23 protein-coding genes are annotated in these 16,580 nt (G+C 44.8%); 21 read left to right on the forward strand and 2 right to left on the reverse strand.

Annotation, left to right across the window (positions count from 1 at the left end; all coding sequences use genetic code 11):
* The first annotated feature begins 153 nt into the window (after nucleotides 1-153).
* The 10 genes from IEX29_RS16590 (at nucleotide 154) to IEX29_RS16635 (ending at nucleotide 6,460) form a co-directional block, all read left to right on the forward strand.
* Nucleotides 154-651, forward strand: coding sequence for a hypothetical protein (locus IEX29_RS16590; RefSeq protein ID WP_229720264.1), 498 nt, complete (start codon nucleotides 154-156; stop codon nucleotides 649-651).
* Between the two features lie 225 nt (nucleotides 652-876).
* Nucleotides 877-1,020, forward strand: coding sequence for a hypothetical protein (locus IEX29_RS16595; RefSeq protein WP_188735488.1), 144 nt, complete (start codon nucleotides 877-879; stop codon nucleotides 1,018-1,020).
* Complete coding sequence (locus tag IEX29_RS16600; RefSeq protein ID WP_188735489.1) at nucleotides 1,021-1,218, forward strand: hypothetical protein; 198 nt, start codon at nucleotides 1,021-1,023, stop codon at nucleotides 1,216-1,218.
* Nucleotides 1,219-1,998 (forward strand): ATP-binding protein, encoded by a 780-nt coding sequence (locus IEX29_RS16605; protein WP_188735490.1) that lies wholly within the window; start codon nucleotides 1,219-1,221, stop codon nucleotides 1,996-1,998. It begins immediately after the preceding gene.
* A complete protein-coding gene (locus IEX29_RS16610) occupies nucleotides 1,995-2,168 on the forward strand; it encodes a hypothetical protein (protein WP_188735491.1) in 174 nt (57 codons plus the stop codon). The genes IEX29_RS16605 and IEX29_RS16610 overlap by 4 nt, the downstream gene beginning before the upstream one ends.
* A 147-nt stretch (nucleotides 2,169-2,315) precedes the next feature.
* A complete protein-coding gene (locus IEX29_RS16615) occupies nucleotides 2,316-2,672 on the forward strand; it encodes a hypothetical protein (RefSeq protein ID WP_188735492.1) in 357 nt (118 codons plus the stop codon).
* A 23-nt stretch (nucleotides 2,673-2,695) separates the two neighbouring features.
* Complete coding sequence (locus IEX29_RS16620; RefSeq protein ID WP_188735493.1) at nucleotides 2,696-3,304, forward strand: hypothetical protein; 609 nt, start codon at nucleotides 2,696-2,698, stop codon at nucleotides 3,302-3,304.
* Nucleotides 3,305-3,384: 80 nt separating this feature from the next.
* On the forward strand, nucleotides 3,385-3,975 hold the full coding sequence (locus tag IEX29_RS16625) for a hypothetical protein (RefSeq protein ID WP_188735494.1): 591 nt from the start codon (nucleotides 3,385-3,387) through the stop codon (nucleotides 3,973-3,975).
* A gap of 3 nt (nucleotides 3,976-3,978) precedes the next feature.
* The gene (locus IEX29_RS16630; protein ID WP_188735495.1) at nucleotides 3,979-5,367 is read left to right on the forward strand and encodes a DnaB-like helicase C-terminal domain-containing protein; all 1,389 of its coding nucleotides are present in this window, start codon (nucleotides 3,979-3,981) and stop codon (nucleotides 5,365-5,367) included.
* Nucleotides 5,368-5,500: 133 nt separating this feature from the next.
* Complete coding sequence (locus tag IEX29_RS16635) at nucleotides 5,501-6,460, forward strand: toprim domain-containing protein (protein ID WP_188735496.1); 960 nt, start codon at nucleotides 5,501-5,503, stop codon at nucleotides 6,458-6,460.
* Nucleotides 6,461-6,513: 53 nt separating this feature from the next.
* Here the strand turns inward: IEX29_RS16635 and IEX29_RS16640 are convergent, their stop codons facing one another.
* Both IEX29_RS16640 and IEX29_RS27255 read right to left on the reverse strand, forming a co-directional pair.
* Nucleotides 6,514-6,720, reverse strand: coding sequence for a helix-turn-helix domain-containing protein (locus tag IEX29_RS16640; protein WP_188735672.1), 207 nt, complete (start codon nucleotides 6,718-6,720; stop codon nucleotides 6,514-6,516).
* Nucleotides 6,721-6,809: 89 nt separating this feature from the next.
* The gene (locus IEX29_RS27255) at nucleotides 6,810-7,061 is read right to left on the reverse strand and encodes a helix-turn-helix domain-containing protein (RefSeq protein WP_188735497.1); all 252 of its coding nucleotides are present in this window, start codon (nucleotides 7,059-7,061) and stop codon (nucleotides 6,810-6,812) included.
* 212 nt (nucleotides 7,062-7,273) lie between these two features.
* Here IEX29_RS27255 and IEX29_RS16650 point away from each other — a divergent pair, with 212 nt between their 5' ends.
* The 11 genes from IEX29_RS16650 (at nucleotide 7,274) to IEX29_RS16700 (ending at nucleotide 16,555) form a co-directional block, all read left to right on the forward strand.
* Entirely contained in the window at nucleotides 7,274-7,918 is a 645-nt protein-coding gene (locus IEX29_RS16650) for a hypothetical protein (protein ID WP_188735498.1), read from the forward strand.
* Nucleotides 7,919-8,062: 144 nt separating this feature from the next.
* Nucleotides 8,063-8,242 (forward strand): hypothetical protein, encoded by a 180-nt coding sequence (locus IEX29_RS16655; protein ID WP_188735499.1) that lies wholly within the window; start codon nucleotides 8,063-8,065, stop codon nucleotides 8,240-8,242.
* The gene (locus tag IEX29_RS16660) at nucleotides 8,239-8,745 is read left to right on the forward strand and encodes a hypothetical protein (RefSeq protein WP_077603656.1); all 507 of its coding nucleotides are present in this window, start codon (nucleotides 8,239-8,241) and stop codon (nucleotides 8,743-8,745) included. The genes IEX29_RS16655 and IEX29_RS16660 overlap by 4 nt, the downstream gene beginning before the upstream one ends.
* A 392-nt stretch (nucleotides 8,746-9,137) precedes the next feature.
* Complete coding sequence (locus tag IEX29_RS16665) at nucleotides 9,138-9,917, forward strand: hypothetical protein (protein ID WP_188735500.1); 780 nt, start codon at nucleotides 9,138-9,140, stop codon at nucleotides 9,915-9,917.
* A 43-nt stretch (nucleotides 9,918-9,960) separates the two neighbouring features.
* The gene (locus IEX29_RS16670; RefSeq protein WP_139344849.1) at nucleotides 9,961-10,419 is read left to right on the forward strand and encodes a hypothetical protein; all 459 of its coding nucleotides are present in this window, start codon (nucleotides 9,961-9,963) and stop codon (nucleotides 10,417-10,419) included.
* Nucleotides 10,420-10,422: 3 nt separating this feature from the next.
* The gene (locus IEX29_RS16675; protein ID WP_188735501.1) at nucleotides 10,423-12,702 is read left to right on the forward strand and encodes a hypothetical protein; all 2,280 of its coding nucleotides are present in this window, start codon (nucleotides 10,423-10,425) and stop codon (nucleotides 12,700-12,702) included.
* Entirely contained in the window at nucleotides 12,695-12,967 is a 273-nt protein-coding gene (locus tag IEX29_RS16680) for a hypothetical protein (protein ID WP_188735502.1), read from the forward strand. Before IEX29_RS16675 ends, IEX29_RS16680 begins: the two co-directional genes overlap by 8 nt.
* A complete protein-coding gene (locus IEX29_RS16685; RefSeq protein ID WP_188735503.1) occupies nucleotides 12,968-13,609 on the forward strand; it encodes a hypothetical protein in 642 nt (213 codons plus the stop codon). It begins immediately after the preceding gene.
* 43 nt (nucleotides 13,610-13,652) lie between these two features.
* On the forward strand, nucleotides 13,653-15,920 hold the full coding sequence (locus IEX29_RS16690) for a DNA polymerase (RefSeq protein WP_188735504.1): 2,268 nt from the start codon (nucleotides 13,653-13,655) through the stop codon (nucleotides 15,918-15,920).
* Nucleotides 15,921-16,274, forward strand: a complete 354-nt coding sequence (locus IEX29_RS16695; protein ID WP_188735505.1) for a hypothetical protein — start codon at nucleotides 15,921-15,923, stop codon at nucleotides 16,272-16,274.
* Entirely contained in the window at nucleotides 16,271-16,555 is a 285-nt protein-coding gene (locus tag IEX29_RS16700; RefSeq protein WP_188735506.1) for a hypothetical protein, read from the forward strand. Before IEX29_RS16695 ends, IEX29_RS16700 begins: the two co-directional genes overlap by 4 nt.
* The last annotated feature ends 25 nt before the right edge of the window (nucleotides 16,556-16,580 follow it).

A 16,580-nucleotide genomic window follows, 5' to 3' on the forward strand; every position in this document is an offset into this window, starting at 1 on the left:
TCGTAGAGTTTCCCCACGAAATAGAGGATGGAATCGGACACGTAATGACGGAGTATAAAGCTGGCGTAGTAGTTCGGGCGGATGAACAATGCTTATCAGTTTTTGTACACGAGCCAGGAGCTAATATCGCAAGTCTGCACCGACCTTCCGGTATTGATATATACCGTATTCACGCAAAATATTCCGACAAAGTCCGTCTACTATTCCGCTCATACTACAACGCAAAAGGAACGGAGGGCGATAAGTATGGCAGGCGCTAAAATAAGTACGAAAGATTGGCGAAACCTCCCGATCGAACAATGGAATACGACAACTATCCGAACATACCTCATTCACCTTACCGATGAAAAATTCGGAGTCGCCTACGAACCAACAGGCGCAGGCTCGAAAAACCAACGCTGGGTACGTGAAAACGCAATGATTAAGCAGGCAATCGCAAACTATGGAGCAGCCGAGCTTAAACGATTTATCGAAATCTGTATCGAAAAGTACCAACCAAAGGCTCGCTATCCGTATATGACGTTCACTTTCGCTTGGAGTTATATGCGGGAGAATATGCCGATAGTGCAGGCAGAGGTGGCGAAAGAAAGACGAAAGCAGGACGCGAAGGAAGTTGTAGAGAAAATGAAAATAGACGAAGGATTCTTTTAGAGGAGGTGGTAAGATGTTCGGATTTTTTAAACGTAAGAAAGCGGAGGATGTCCCTCATTGTTTTCACCGCTACCTACTATCGGATTATGAAAACTTCTATGACGCATGTTTAGATGTATCGGAATCTTACAAGCTTGTATGTGAAAACTGCGGCGATAGCCGATGGGTTGACGAGTACACTTACGATAGATTACGAGAATTAGGCATCGCAAGGGAGTCGATTTAATGACGTTCTTTAGCGGGCTAATGCTCGGAGTAATAGTCGGTTTCCTTATCGGATTTATGACCGTTGGAAAAATATATGATGATGCCATGCGGAATGTGGTTCTCGGCATCTTAGAGGAAACTAACGAAAAGGAGGACGATTAGATGGCGCAATCAATCGGATTAACAGAAGCAATTATCGCATCCAGTAACGGACATGTAATCGAAAGTTTTCAAGGAAATCGCTATACCCCTTCCGAACTAAAAGCGAAATCAATGGGCGAACATGCAGCCGTATTTGAGAGCGGAATTATTTCGAAGGATGAAGAAAAGCGAGAATGGCGGACAAGGGAGGTTGAATAAATGACGGCATGTTTATTACGAAATGTATCCGATAAGCTATGCGAACCTTCTAATCCGCTATACATCGGCTTACAAGGTCACAACGGAAAAGGAGGGCGTGCAGCTAATATCGGATTGCCTGCGGACTATTCCGGCGTATTACTTTCCGATTCTCCGGTAGCGGCAGAACAACCGAAAGTGTACGCCTCGCTTGCAAGTTATGCGGAATCCTTTCGCAAACAGTTCGAGGATGTCCAGGAGTCACTTCGCCTGGAAGGGCAATCGGAGAACGAGATTCGCATAAAGTCCGTTTACCTATACTCGGAAGAACCGGGAACAGGAAAGACGACGACTGCCAGCGCATTGCTTAACGAATACCTCGTAACGCATTACCTCGGAAGCTTAAAGCGCGGGACTACGCCGAAACAGCGTCCTTGCTACTTCCTGGACGTTAACGAATTGCAGACGAAGTATACGGAATTTAACCGCCCGAAAGTTCCTCAAGATATCGCAGAAAAGGCAGCAGAAGCGTACTACAGGGCGATTGAAAAGGCGAAGCATACCGATTTCGTTGTCCTTGACGATATTGGCGTCAGGGAGTCTACGGAAGGTTGGCGAGGAGATTTGCACAGCGTTATTAATCACCGGGTTAGTAATCGACTTCCTACCGTTTATACTTCCAACGTATTGATTAGCGAATTACCGGACGTATTCGGCGAGGAAAGGTTAGCGGATAGGGTTCGCGATATGTGCCAGGAAATTCACTTCGCTGGAGAGTCGAAAAGGGGGAAACGTAGGTGAAACCTAATACATGGGTATGGACGGAGTTAACCGAATCATTGAAACCGGAACGAAAAGCAGGAGAAACGGTTCCTACCGAATGTCTTATCGAAGGTCATACGGAATGGTTTCCTCGTCAATCTTGGGTTGATAAAGGCTATGTCGAAATGACGGAGGCGAAATCAGAATGAAAATTAAAGCGGGAACTTGGAGCAAGCTGACGGCTGACGAAAAGATGGATTTGTTAATCGGATTTTCTAACTTAAAATAAAAAAGTTTTTAGATCGCCTTGCATATTTAATTAATTCTAAATAAGATAATTCAGAGGAGGAAGCGGAATGGAAAAAGTAGTATTACCGAAAGAAGTTGCGGAAGCAATTGAGGGCGTTTGGAGTGATTTGAGACAGGAAAGATATACGGGGCCTCTTCAAAAAATAGGCTGCCTTACGAATTGGATGATGTTAGAGAAATATTACTCTGGTCAAGAACGCATCCTATACCCTTACTTCGAAGAAAATCCAGTCGAATACGTTACTGCATTAGCTTACGGATATAAGGTGAAAAAGTCGCCGGAAGATGAATTGCGTGAAGTATACGAGGCTTCGAGCACTGACGTATTCGATCAAGGATATGACGCAGGGGTCCGATTCACTCTAAATACCCTCGGAATTGAAATAGAAGGAATTAACGCCTAATTAAACGAAAGGGAGACGATTAAATGACGAATAAAACCTTAAATCAAACCGAAAGCACGGTTGAAATAAGCTACCCGGAATTAAAGGAGCTATTTACCGATATTTTAGCGAAGTTATCGGAGGAGGATTTGCGGGACTTCCACGAGGAGGTAGGGACAATGTTAGCGGTCGATAAAGTTACGATGACAAGGGATGAAATTGTTGCGCTTGCAAAGGGTGATATAAGTCTTATCGAAGAGCGATTTTCTAAAACGGGAGTGTCTGTAGAATTCGTAGTTAATGCTGAAAAACGGACAGTAGTTGCGCTTGTTAAATTTAATTCTACCGGATATATTCGTTCAAGAGGAATCGCTAAATGTGACCCTAACGACTGCTTTAACGAATATATCGGAAAGGCTATTGCACTTAGAAGGGCGTTCGGAAATCCTGTAATGTACGAATACTTGAACGCTCCACAGCCGGAGGAACCCCTTGTCGGCGATTTAGTTTCTTATCATAGCGGGTTATACGGACTCGCCGAGTACAAAATAGTAGTTGACGGCGCACCTGTATTTAGAAGACCCTGCGCTCATATAGGATCAACTATCGGTAAAGAAGGAAAAGTAATCGACGACTCTGCTCGATATAAATAAAAAGAGACTATCTTGAATTAAAATCTTGCGTAGTAGAAAATCGTGGTGTATAGTTATATCACCGTCAAGGAGGAACGCCAATGAAACGCCTTAAATCCGTCATTCTAGGCGCAGCAATCTCGGGAATATGCGCCTTTACGATCGGAGCAGCTTATGCTTCACGTGAAAAGAAATCGGAAGATTCGGACTTTATATGGATTGGTGACACGGACTTATCTGACGAACTACTTCCACTATTTGACGAAGGGGATTTCGTCTATATAACGAACAGCTCCGACTATTGGGGTGGGGTCTATAATCCGATGGAGCCTGTAAGGTATGAGGTCAAAGCGAGTAGATTCGATGAAGACGACGAAACTTACCGTTATCAGCTCCGTACAACAATGCCCGACGATGCGGCAATATCCGGTAAATGGGTAGCGGAAGAATGGCTCGATTACGCTACCAAACCTCGCCTTACGAAAGAGCTTCCTACGGTTACGGTCGATGTGGACGCATTTGAGAAAATTATCGTAAGGGATGTCGAACAGAAATTGACCGCTGAAATCGACTACTGGCTCGATACTTTACGATACAGCACGGACGAACAAGAACGGAGTAGAGCCGAGGAAAGGCTGACAGAACTGGCAGAAGATAGGCGAGAATTAACGCAAATAAGAAAGGAGGGGTAGCGCATGGCAAATCACGGCGAACAATTATTATCACGAATATTAGACGATGGAGAAACGCTTCTCGCTCGCCAATATGATCTTAAGGAATCGGACTTTGCTACGGAAACAGAGCGCGAAGTCTACACCTTCATCGAATCATATGGTCAGCGCTACGGAGGGAAAGCGCCGGATTATCGAACAGTTGTCGAGAAATTTCCCGACTTTTACTATCGGGAAGGGGTTGTCGATGACTTTGGATACCTCGCGAAAGAGGTCAAATCGCAGGCAGCTAAGCGCCAAGTTGTCGAGATGTTCGCAGGGGTTCCGGACAGCTCCGGGAAGCCTACGAAACAGACTGTCGAACAAGTAATTAACGAATTCGATGGAATATCTGCGATAGAAACCTTGATTTCAGAGTTAGAAAGTATTAAAATAAGAACAAGCGTTCGAAACTCAGTGGGAACGGATATAAAAAAGGACGCAGTAAAAATCAAGGAAGAATACTTACGAAGGCAGAGGGGCGAATCCTTTCGAATATATGATAGCTTATTCGCGTTCATTAATCGCACAGTCGGCGGCTATGTTTCGTCTAACCTGTACGTTACTTACGGTAAGTCAGGGAGAGGGAAGTCCGCAATCACCCTCGCCGAATCGATTAACCTCGCAATGCAGGGCGCAAACGTGCTTATATGGGCGATGGAGATGGGCTGGTACGAGCTGATGGTGCGTATCTTTACGTATTACTCTCGGATGATTGGGGAGGTTGCGGAGGCGACGATTAACGGCGTTAATATGGATATCGGTTTTGATTCTGCAGACTTACGCCGAGGAGAATTGTCAGAGGATTTCGAGGAAAAGTTTTTCGAATTCCTTGCGAAGATTAACGAGCTACTCCCGGGAAACATTAATGTTAGGGGCGTTGACGATGATGACTTTGACGATAGGAGTTTAAAAGCGTTGGAGTCCGATATAATCGCAACAGAGGCGGATATAGTAGTCGTTGACCCGTTTTATTACCTCGACTATGAGCGCAATACCTCGAAAACAACCGGAGGCGACGCAGCTAATACGAGCAAGAAACTTCGCAGATTAGCCGGAAAAACACATACGGTTATCTTCGCAATCACTCAAGCTGACGAAGAGGACGAACAAAAGGAAGACGATGGAAGCAGGGAGTTAAAGATTCCGCAACGTAAAGACGTCAAGAAGACGAAACAACTTCTCGAAGACGCTTACTTATTAATCGGAGTAGATACTGATTACAAACAAGGTCGAGGCTTAATCGGACTTAATAAAGGACGTGACGGAGGGGAAGGCGAAGAGGCTGAAATCATATATCTGCCACAATTTGGCATTATTGAAGAGTTGTCAATTAAGGATGCGGAGCTATTTGACGCAATTGAAGGATTTTAAGGCTAATTTAAAATTGGAAAATGTTTCCTTCGACAAATGTCCCTACAAGGGTAGAAATGTTACAGACAATTTAGTAAAATATTACGTAAATGTTACAAAATGAGGCGCTTACAAAAAGGAAGGAGGTAACTAATTGGCTTACGTAAAAGTTAGCGGAGTAGATTTAGACGTAAATATAGCCGAGGAATTATCAGAGTACGACTGGATTCGCCCTCGCTGGACTGCCGATAAATTACTCGCAGCAAGCCCGTTCCGTTACGATAAGACGCCTAGTTTCTTCGTAAGCTTAGAAGGAGAGTACGCCGGAGGATGGAAGGATAGCGGAGCCTATGACGCCGACTTCGAGTCTGGTAATCTCGTAAAGTTGCTTGCCTTTCTCCGTTCAGAAACTTATGAGGAAACCGTCGCTTATCTACACGGAAAGTATGGATTGATCGACTTTTCCGACCACTACCGAGTGCCTCTGCCGCAATTAAAGCGAGAGAGAAAGCGCATTGTACTGCCGGATGAAGAGTTAACTCAATTCGCGCAAAGACATACGTATCTTTTTTCCCGAGGAATTGATCCGAAGGTAGAGGCGTTCTTTAACACTCGCTTTAGCCCGGTAAGTCAATCGGTTGTCGTACCGTGGCGTCACTTTGACGGACAACTTGCGAATTTAAAATTCCGTAAGATTCAAGGTAAAGCGTTCTGGTATCGTAGACATTCGCATCCAATTCGCGAGCTTGTATTCGGATTAGATAAGGTGTACCGACATAACCTAAAGGAAGTGGCTGTATGTGAGGCGGAAATTGACGCTATGAGTTGGTATACTTGCGGAGTCCCGGCAATTGCAGTCGGAGGTACAGCGGTATCAAAAACGCAATTAGATTTAATTCGGAAAAGCCCAATAGAGACGATTATCTTAGCGAAAGATAACGATAAGGCAGGAGCTAAAATGGAGCGTGCGATTAAAGATGGGGTTCGTGGTTGCGTCAGAATAAAGGAAGTAGGCATCCCACCCGATTATAAAGACGCTAATGAAGCGTTGGAAGCGGGAGTGAGTCTAAAAGATCTTATATTAGGTCGACAATATCCGACAAGTGTAATATAATTACAATATCCGATAAGTCGGACACTACCGGGGACAGGCACATAGCCCGTCGGTTAATCCGATACCCACTCGTAGAGATCGTCAATATTACAACCAAGTACATTCGCAATATTCTTAGCGTGGTTAAGACTCATCAAGGAATCATTGCGTATGTAATCCGATACGGTCGATGTAGGAACCCCGGACAGTCGCGCTAAATAACGCTGCGACCATCCACGAGATCCAAGATAATCTCCGAGAAGGCATCGCCCGGCATACATAGACAAGCGACCGCCTCCGTTGTATTAGTCTCTAGTAACTTTTAACACCTTATCGTTAGGTATGTCAAGGATAACCTTAATTTTTCCGATTATTTTGGCGGAAGAATTTCGATAATTTGCTCGATAGGAACGTTTAGGAAGTGGCACAATCTGACCAGGATGTCCATACTTACAGGCTTATCGTTCAGTAGTTTCGTAGCAGTGTTCGTATTAATAATCTTTAAATCCTTGCTCAAATGTGACATTTTCATCTTGCGTTCATCTAAAAGCATACGTAGAGGTCTGTATGTTATTGGTAGTTCTCCGTCACGTTTTGGTTTAGTAGGTACTGGATTAGGCATGATTTCAATCCTTTCAAATTTGGTTTGATAAATTTAGTTAAAAGTGTTGCGTTTATCAATATTATTACGTATACTAATAATCGAGCTAAACAATACTACGTTTTAAATAACAAAAAAGTTCCAAAAATAATTCGAAACTTTTTTAATAAAAATACGCAACCTCGATATAAACAGAGGTAGGTAGTATTGTAAGCAATAAAGGAGGAGTTAAATTGATTGATCACCAAAAATTAAATATGTACGTAACAAGGTTACAAACCTGCGAAACTAGCGAGTACGATTCGCTATTCTCGGATTTTTACCGGGAACTTACGTCGGCATGGTCTAGCGAAGGAGCTATTGATTCCTTAGTTTACAAATACCGACTTGAGAAAGAGGATGTACTTAGTCTCGCGAATCGGATGTCTTTCGAGCTTATCGAGAAGTATAAAGAGAGCGAAGGTAACTTTTATCACTTTCTTTCTACGAGTATTTCACGGAAGCTAATCGACGAAGCAAAAAAGCGAAATGAGCGCGCCAACGCTCAAGCGTCATCGTTTGAAACGTCGATGGAAGATGACCCGAACATGATTCCCTTCATCCCGCACGCCAATGCGGAGGAAGAGGCAATCGAGTTTTTACAGAAAGAAAGCGAGCAGCAGCAACTACTCGCGTATTTAAGGGAAAAGACGGACGAAAAATGCCGCCAAGCAATGTCCGCCTTTTCTAAATCTACCACTTACAACGGAGCCGCCAAGCTCCTTGGAATTGACAACGAAACAGCTAAAAGAAGAATTCGAAAAGTCGCCAAACAATTCGATTCAAGCATCCACGGGTCATTTTATGATTATTTCACCGTGCATACTTACAGTGCCTAAGCATCAAAAGTGCCTAGTTTTAGCCTATTTTCATTGTTTACAATTCCTTTCAATATTATACAATTATTTTTTGTTTTAGTCAAACTGTCAAATTAGCTTTACTTATCTTATCTTAACTTAATTTACCTTAAGGAGGAACCGAAAATGATACGAAATGCAATCGAAATTATTCCGACAACAACGCCTTTAACGATAGAACAAATCGACCTTATAAACGAACACCAAACGCCAGAACCTTCCGTTACTTACAACGGAGGCTGGCACGGATACGAAGACGAATACGACTTCATTCGCCCATCAGTGAGAGGAGTTGTTATCGCATGAATCAGCCAACAGCCCGCCAAGCAAAGCAATTTAACGGCATAATTACGCTAACCAGCCACGCCAAAGAACGCTTACGCCAACGCATCGGTATAGAGGATATTGACGCAGGCATAGCGTGGGTCCGAACGAACATTGAACGTTCTAAACGGAAGCAAAATAGAGGACACCAAACGCACTACTTTACGGATGCTTATGTCATCGTAATGGATGGCGACAAGGTGGTCACGGTTAAGCCATCCTTTGAAGCTAACGAACATTCTAAGCGTTTAGAATCGTTAATCGAAAAGGAAGCTCGGAAGTTTTTGCGCCTGAAAAAGGCGGAACTAAAGAAAATTAGCATTGCGGTATTAGAGACGCAGATTAACTTTCTTAAAGCTAAAAATCCGAATACTATTCGAAGTATTACGGAGAAGTTAACGAAACTAACCGATGAAAAGGCGAATTTAGAAACGGATATAGTCGCAATGAAAAGAGCGGCAGAAGGATTCGGCGTAGAGGTCTAAAGCTCTACGTGGTTAACTTTTAGCGGAGCTGTTAGTTCCGCCCTTGCCTACGGTATACGTGCTTGCCCAAGCAGCCTAAATAAGCCCAAGCGCTTGTACGTGTATCGTCGGGAAGGAGCGCGCCTTCTAAAAAGCCAACGCATTCGCAAGCGTTGGCGAAAGAAATTCCCTTCCGTCCTTGTAGCGTTTCCTTCCGATCCACAGGCGGAAGCCGACGTAAGCAAGGGTTGACAACGCGAAGGGAAAGACACAAGGAACGTAAGCCTTCCGGAAACGCCATAGAGGGCGATAGCCCGGAGGCAGGACACGAGCTTGCTTAGAGAGCGGTGGGGTCGCACCCTTGCCGGAAGCAGTTCCGAATTAATTACGAAATTACAGGAGGAATGCGTTAAATGGCAGAAATTATCAGCGGTCAAGATGCATTAGACACGCTAGAATCAAGCGGCAATACTGGCGGAAATGATAAAGAGTTTTCCTCATTCAAAGGCGGTAGTAAGTACGTAGTTAAAGCGATTGGGACGAACGACCTGTTCGGATTTTATAACTACGGTATATACAGTAAAGGTGGCGGAGGAGTGCCTTCGTTTGTAGCGAAAAAACCTTCGAAGAAATCCGATAAAGGATTCCCACAAGAAGACTTAACAAGCTGGGATAAGGCGTTCTTGCACCACTACGAAAATTCTAAAGAGTTCGGCGACAAAGAATCGAATGAAGCTTATAAATACAAGCCAAAACTTCGATTTGCACTTGGGTTCTTTGACTTAGACAGCGGAGAGAGAATCGTAATTGACGTTTCCAAGAACCAAGCGAACGCAATTCGCAAGCCTCTCCTTAAACAGGCGGAGAAAGGCAAGCTAGGGAAAGTAGCGTTCGAGCTTGAGAAAGAATCTGACGGTTCCGTATCGCTGACACCGATCGTTGACCTTGACGACTTGACTTCGAAGCAGCAAGAAAACTTCGATAAGGCTCCTGAAGAGTTTAAAATCGAGGATTTCCACGGAGTTAATTTCGAGGCTGACGAGGATGAAATGCTTCGACGATTAGTACAGTCAGGTTTTGACGTTACTAAAATCGGCTACGAAATCCCGAAGCCAAAAGAGGCGGACGGAGAAGGCGAAAAGGAATCGGCAGGAGAGCCGTTAGAAATTAGTTCGGATGATTTACCTTTCTAGGCGATTATAAGGACGAATTAGACACGGAAGGAGATACGATAATTTGGCGCACATATCAGAAACAACAGGAAAGTATTCACAGATAATCGCCAAAGCTGCGCTAATCGCTTCCGGCTGGGAAGTGGCGGAAACGGAGACTGACGAAAGTTACGACTTCGTTATCCGCGACCCGTTAAGCCGTGCATGGCTGACAGCTCAATGTAAAACGGTACGAAAACGAAGCGATAGAGAAGGGCAGCTCGTTGTTTACGCAAAGAACGGCAAAGGGGACGCATATTCCCCCGATGACATTGACTTTATAGTTGGTGTACTTTGCGAAAATGGAGAAACGCCCAGAGTATTCATGTTCCGCAATACCGGACTTAAAGAGTATTGGCGAACAGAGGCAGGCGCAAGCCGCGATTGGATTGAAATGTCCATCGCATTAGATCGGGATTTGCTCTTAGATGGAGCGGTAAGCGAGTCGGAAGAAGAACCTAAAATTATCGAGGAGGGCGTTTAATATATGGCGAAATTAACGAATGTTAAAACGTTAGAAATGGTCGGCGGTACAGTAACGAAGATTGAATATGAAGGGGAACTTTACGAAAAGGTTTCTGCTGGAGAAGCGGATCAGATTGGCGATATAGTAGCGGGAAAAATTCCTATAACTGCGAGCGAATTAAGTTTCTTTGAAGTAATCGGAATTAACGATACCGTCGAACATAAAGGAACTGGAATGTTCTACGACGAAGACGGCGACTATAACGGAATGCTTAGATACGATACCTTCCGCAAAGTAGACACATCCCTTTCTGGACTAAAGAAAGTGGACGCTCCTATCGTAGGCGGAAAAGTAATATTCGCAGGAAAATATTTCGATGTAACCGCTGGGAAGGTTTACGAGATAATCAGGACTAAAGACAGCGACAGCTTTACTATTATCGATGATGTAGGCGACTATAACGCTTTTTCATCGAGATATGCCGCAGTAACCTTCTACGTGAAAGCAGCAGAACAGACCTCTTCCCGTTTAGAAGCGACCTCTGGAACGAAAACCGGAGATACAGTCGAAATGACTTCGGATTGCCTATACGGAGATTATCACGAAGGAGAACAGTTTGTCGTAAAAGATGACGGTGACGGAGAAGTTTATATCGACGATAACGATGGCGACGCAAGGTATATCGACGGACACTCTCATCTTAAATATAAAATCGTAGGATTAGCGGAAGAAAATACAGACGAGGAGGATGCGCCTATGTCAGCGCCTTTATTCGCAAAGGTTAACCGTCCGAATAACGAGCCTATCGTCGGAGATTTCGTAGAGTTTGACTTGTCGGATTATAGAGAGACGTATTTTACGGAAGGAAAGTCGTACGAGGTAGTCTTGGATAGTGTGTTCGATTTGAGCGTGGTTGACGACGAGGGCGACAATCTTGACGTATTTAACCATATGCGCCCTATTAAAGCAATCTTCGTTAAATATACGAAACCCCAAGCGGAACAAAAGGCGAAGATAGGCGATAAGGTTCTGATTGTCGACGAAGACTTTATTCATTCCGGATATGGAAATGGCGACATTGTAACGGTTAAACACGTCGACTCTGATGGTGATATTCACGGAGTAGGTACAGGCTTCATTGCTGCGGAGGAATTTATCGTACTTACTGACGCACAATCAGGCGATTCAGAAGGCGAAAAAGAAAAAGGGTACATTCCACAAGAGGGCGACATCGTTGTTATTACCGGAAATACGAACGGTAGCCGGAATAAAATCGGAGACATCGGAAAGGTTGGCGAAATAGACATACACGACGCGAGAGTTTTTGTTGCGGGAAGACCTACTATGGCTAACTGGACGCTATTTGACGAAATGCGCCCGGCTACAGATGAAGAGAAAGCGAAATATCTTGGCAGAACAGAAGAAGTTGCGTCAGCTCAAAGCGAAGAAAATTCATCACCTTACGGAGAAATCAGCGTAGGAGATAAGGTTAAGGTTGTAGTTGCGGACGGTGAAGAATCGGAGCATGGCTGGGGCAGAGTTAATAACGGAGATATTGGCGTAGTTACTGATGCGGATTTTTTAGGGTCTATTAGAGTAGATTTCCCGAATCAAAAAAATTGGTACGCAGAAGAATCCGAGCTTATCAAGGTTGCGGATAACGGCGACTTACTTCCGGGAACGTTCTTCCGAGTTAATCAAGGGTTTTTAGAAGGAACTATCGCTGAAATTACGGGACGTCGAGAGCATTGCGACGATTGCGGATACGGAACAGCTTATGACCATACGAACGACTCTGGGTGGTTAGGTACGGAACAGTTCGACGTATTGCCGAAAGAAGAGGCGAAAAAGCACGTTGATGTTGCGGAGAAGGACGACGAAGCGGAAGAGCTGATTCCAGCGGATGAAATTCCAATCGGGACAATCGTCAAAGTTATACAGGAAGGAAATGGACATTACGGCGAGACTTTACGAGTTACTAAAAATGATGGTAGCGGAATTTTCCCTTACTACACAGAGAAATTGGACGGCGGATTCGCTGATGTATACGACAAGGAGCATTTAGAGATTGTCGAAGAGCCTGCGCAAGAAGAAAAAATCGAAGTAGGCGACCTCGTTAAAGTTATCCAATCTCCCGCAGCGCTTCCGGAAGGATCGCACTTTATCGTTAAAGATGTTAACGAAAAGGGATACGTATATAGCACCTTCAAAGACGGTACGACGAGGTTTGGAGGGTACGTCTACATGCGTCCAAGTAGTCAGCTAAAACTTATCGCAAAGGCTGACGATTTATATGCGTAAAGAAGACGAAATAATAAGCGGAGAATACGGAACGCATCCGATGGATAAATACGATTCACAAGCGCAGGCTCCCGATTACTCGGGGTTTGCTTGCGCACAATGTATGCGGGATATTCAAGTCGGAGAAGAGGTATGGCGGGCGGACTTTGTAGACTTCGAAGTTTACGTCGATTCGGTCGGATGCTTGGCGATGCTTACAGCGAAATATGAGGCGGACATTGACGATTTCAATTTTACGATTATAGATGGAACGGAGGCGGATTGAATGAGTGAAGTTGCTAACGTAAGAGAAGTTGAAATCCTTGATATGGAGGACGGAAAAGTAACGAAAGTTGAAATCGCAGGTTTTGACGGAGAGTTCGTAAAGGTTTCCGAAGAATCCGACGAGGAAGTAGTGATCGAAGAGGATATTGCGGAAGTGATTCAGCCGAAAGACACCGTACTGTTTGATGACGGTACGGAGGTACGGTTACTTTCCGGAGGCGGTGACTGGCCTCTTTACGGATATGAGGACGGGGAATCTTATCAAGTGGATTCTGACGGAAGCTGGGGGCCTCACGATCCCACTAAAGTCGTTCGGATAGTAGGCGCAAATGTCAACGGATGGGGCTTCGCAAAACCGGAACAGCTCGAAGTTGTTGAAAATAAGGACTACGCCGGAAATGATTGTAACGGAACTGCGCTATATGTAGGCGATTATGTAGTCGGAATTTCATCCCGATATGGAGTTACAAGCGAAGCGATGTTACTTGGCGAGATTGAAGAAGGGGAGGACTACGATGGAGATATTTTCGTGACTGTTATCGCTCACGAAAAACCGGAAGAAGCTAATTATGACATTAGCTTTCCTGTGAAGTCGAAGTATTTCCGTAAAGCAACCGCAGAAGAAATCGCAATGCATTCGTGAAAATATCCGGAACAATTCTAAAGCTGAAAGGAGGGCGGAGCTATTGACGCTAGAAATAGGCGAGATAAAGCTAAAAGGCGGGGATGCTTCTCCCGCCAAAGCTAAGGTACAGGAGGCGGAAAAACGGAAGCAATCCGCAACAGAAACGCTGGAGGAAGCGTGGGAGCGAATCCTCTCCTCCAAAGGCGTTCAAACCAACGCTTCAAAACTTCGGAGGCTGACGGAAGTCAGAGACGCCATGCTTGCCGGAGAGATTGGTCGAGAGCCAGTTCCGGAAGGGAAAAAGCAAGGAAAGTTTTCCGCAGCAGAGGCGGAGCGCTTATGGCAAGTCGTTAATGAACGGAATAGAGAGCGTAAGCTTCAAGAAATGGTCGATAATACTCCGGAGAATTACGAGCTAATTACGGACGTACTTCGCTTCCATAAGCTTATTAATCTCCTTGAATCCGAGCCAATAGTCGCAATTGATACGGAGACTACTGGAGTCGATGTCTACACCGACGAAATGGTTGGATTATCCATTACGCTTCCTAACGCCGACTGGCATATTTATATTCCGTTTGGACATGACGAAGGTGTGCAGTTAAATCGAGATTATGTCATCGAAGGATTACGTGATTTCTTGTATTCCGAATCTATCGGAAAGGTTCTCCATAACGCCATGTTTGATATAGCGATGTTTAGACGGCATGGATACGACCTAAAAGGCGTTGCATGGGATACTATGACCGCCATGCATATTCTTAACGAAAATGAACCTTCGTTTAAGTTGAAGGATTTAGCGCCGAGGTATTTAGGAGTAGAATCAGACACCTTCGACGAGTTATTCAAAGGAAAATTGTTCTCGGAGATTCCGTTAGATATAGCGTTAGTTTATGCAGCAAAAGATACGCATTTAACGTGGGATTTATACGAGTTCCAGCTTAGACACCTCGAAAAGATGCCGTCTATCCTCGAATACTACCGAGAGGTCGAAGTTCCGATACTCTACGTCATTGTAGACTTGGAGGCTAACGGATATATCCTCGACTTGGATTTCGCAGAGGAGTACGGACAGAAGTTGCACGATCGAGCAGAGGAGTTACGGACGGAATTAATCGAAATTTTAACGCCTTATCATGAAGGAGAACTCGTTCTTAACCTCAATTCTCCAGCGCAGATGAAGCCTGCCTTATCCGCCTGTATTGGCGTGAATCTACCGAATATGGACGCTAAAAAGACGTTAAAACCTCTGCGAGATAAGTACCCAATTATCGACAAGCTGCTCGAATATAAGACAGTTACGAAGTTGTCCGGAACTTATATCGATACCCTTCCTACGAAGCAGAATCCGACAACTAAACGCTGGCACTCTCGGTTCAATCCGATGGGGACGGTAACGGGACGATTTAGCTCTGGTAAGGACGAAGAAAACGAAACCGGACGGGAATTCAACGTACAGAATCAGCCTCCAGAAGCCCGCCCGATGTTCGTTGCGCCTAAAGGAAAAGTAATCGTAGGTGCGGATTTCAAGGCGCAAGAGATTCGATGTGTTGCTTACATGTCGCAAGAGCCTGTTCTTATCGAAGCATTTCGAACCGGACGCGATCCTTACGCAATGATGGCAGCGACTTTCTATAAGCGACCTTACGAAGAAGTCTACAAGAATGAGGATGGAAGTGACACGCCTGAACGTAAGAAAATGAAAGTGGTATGGCTCGCTACCTTATACGGAATGTCTGATTTTTCACTAGGCGATACGCTCGGAATTAGCCGGAAGGAAGCGACGGAATTTAAGGAAGAGATATTCGGAAGTATGCCGAAGTTAAACGCTTGGCTGAAAGAGAATGAGGACTTTGTTCGGAAATACGGATTTGTTTGGGCGGATAAGAAGGCGAGAAAGCGCCGGTTGCCTGACGCGAAGCTAAGAAAAAAGCGTATCCCTTACGGAAAATGGAACGACCCTGCATATAAGGAACAACGGATGCATAACGCCAGCATTAATCGAGCAATGCGCCAAGCTACTAACGCTAGGGTACAAGGTAGCTCGTCCATACAAACGAAAGTGACGATGGTAAAGGCGCATGAGTATTGTCAAACACGAGAAGGTTGGGCGCTCTGGGGAACGGTACACGACGAATTGTTGTTCGAAATTCCCGAAGACTTTACGCAAGAAGACTTAAAAGCTATCGAAAATTTAATGCTCTACGCTTATCCGTGGGGCGATTCCGTACCGAACGGAACAGATTTAGAGATTATGACGAAGTGGGGGCAAGGGGTTCCGCCGGAAGCGTGGGACTTTGAGCGTCACCAACCGAAGGAGGCTGTGTAGATGGTCGATATATTTTTAGTAATATTTGGAGCGTGTGCTGTTATATGCTTGGTTCTTCTGGCTGCGTCTTTAATTGCGGACTCCCCTCGAAGTAAGAAGTCACTAAAAGAACGTTTAGCAGAAGTTGAGGAGGAGAACGAGCAACTCAAACGAAAACTTCACGAAGGTGGAACCGAAGTGGTTGTTCAGTTTAAGACTGGAGACTGTATTACTTACGAGGGAGTGTATTACACCATAAAAGGTACGGAATATGTCGTTCTAAAGGATTACGACGATAAGGCAATCGCAATTATAAGCCGAATGGAATTATCGCACATTAGCTCTATTAGCGCAATCAAGGAGGCGACAGAATGAAAATCGTAGAAACGCACGACATACACGAAAACGACGGCTACGAGGATAGCGGAAAAGGCTCGCTGACTATCAAGGTATACAATAGCGAGGGAGATAAAGTAGCATCCGCATGGGTAGCTGCGGGAGAACCGGAAGACGCCGTTTTCTTCCGCGACTTATACGGAGCTTACGGAATTATTGACGTTGTCAAAGCCGCATATCAAGCGGGCAAGGATGGCGAAGACGTAGAATTCGAATTCATTGACGAGCAAGCTCCGGAGCCTTCCCCTATCGCGAGGTAACGCAGACAATTTACGTGCAGAAAGG

This window comes from Oceanobacillus neutriphilus, assembly GCF_014645515.1.
Classification (GTDB): Bacteria; Bacillota; Bacilli; order Bacillales; family Amphibacillaceae; genus Oceanobacillus; species Oceanobacillus neutriphilus.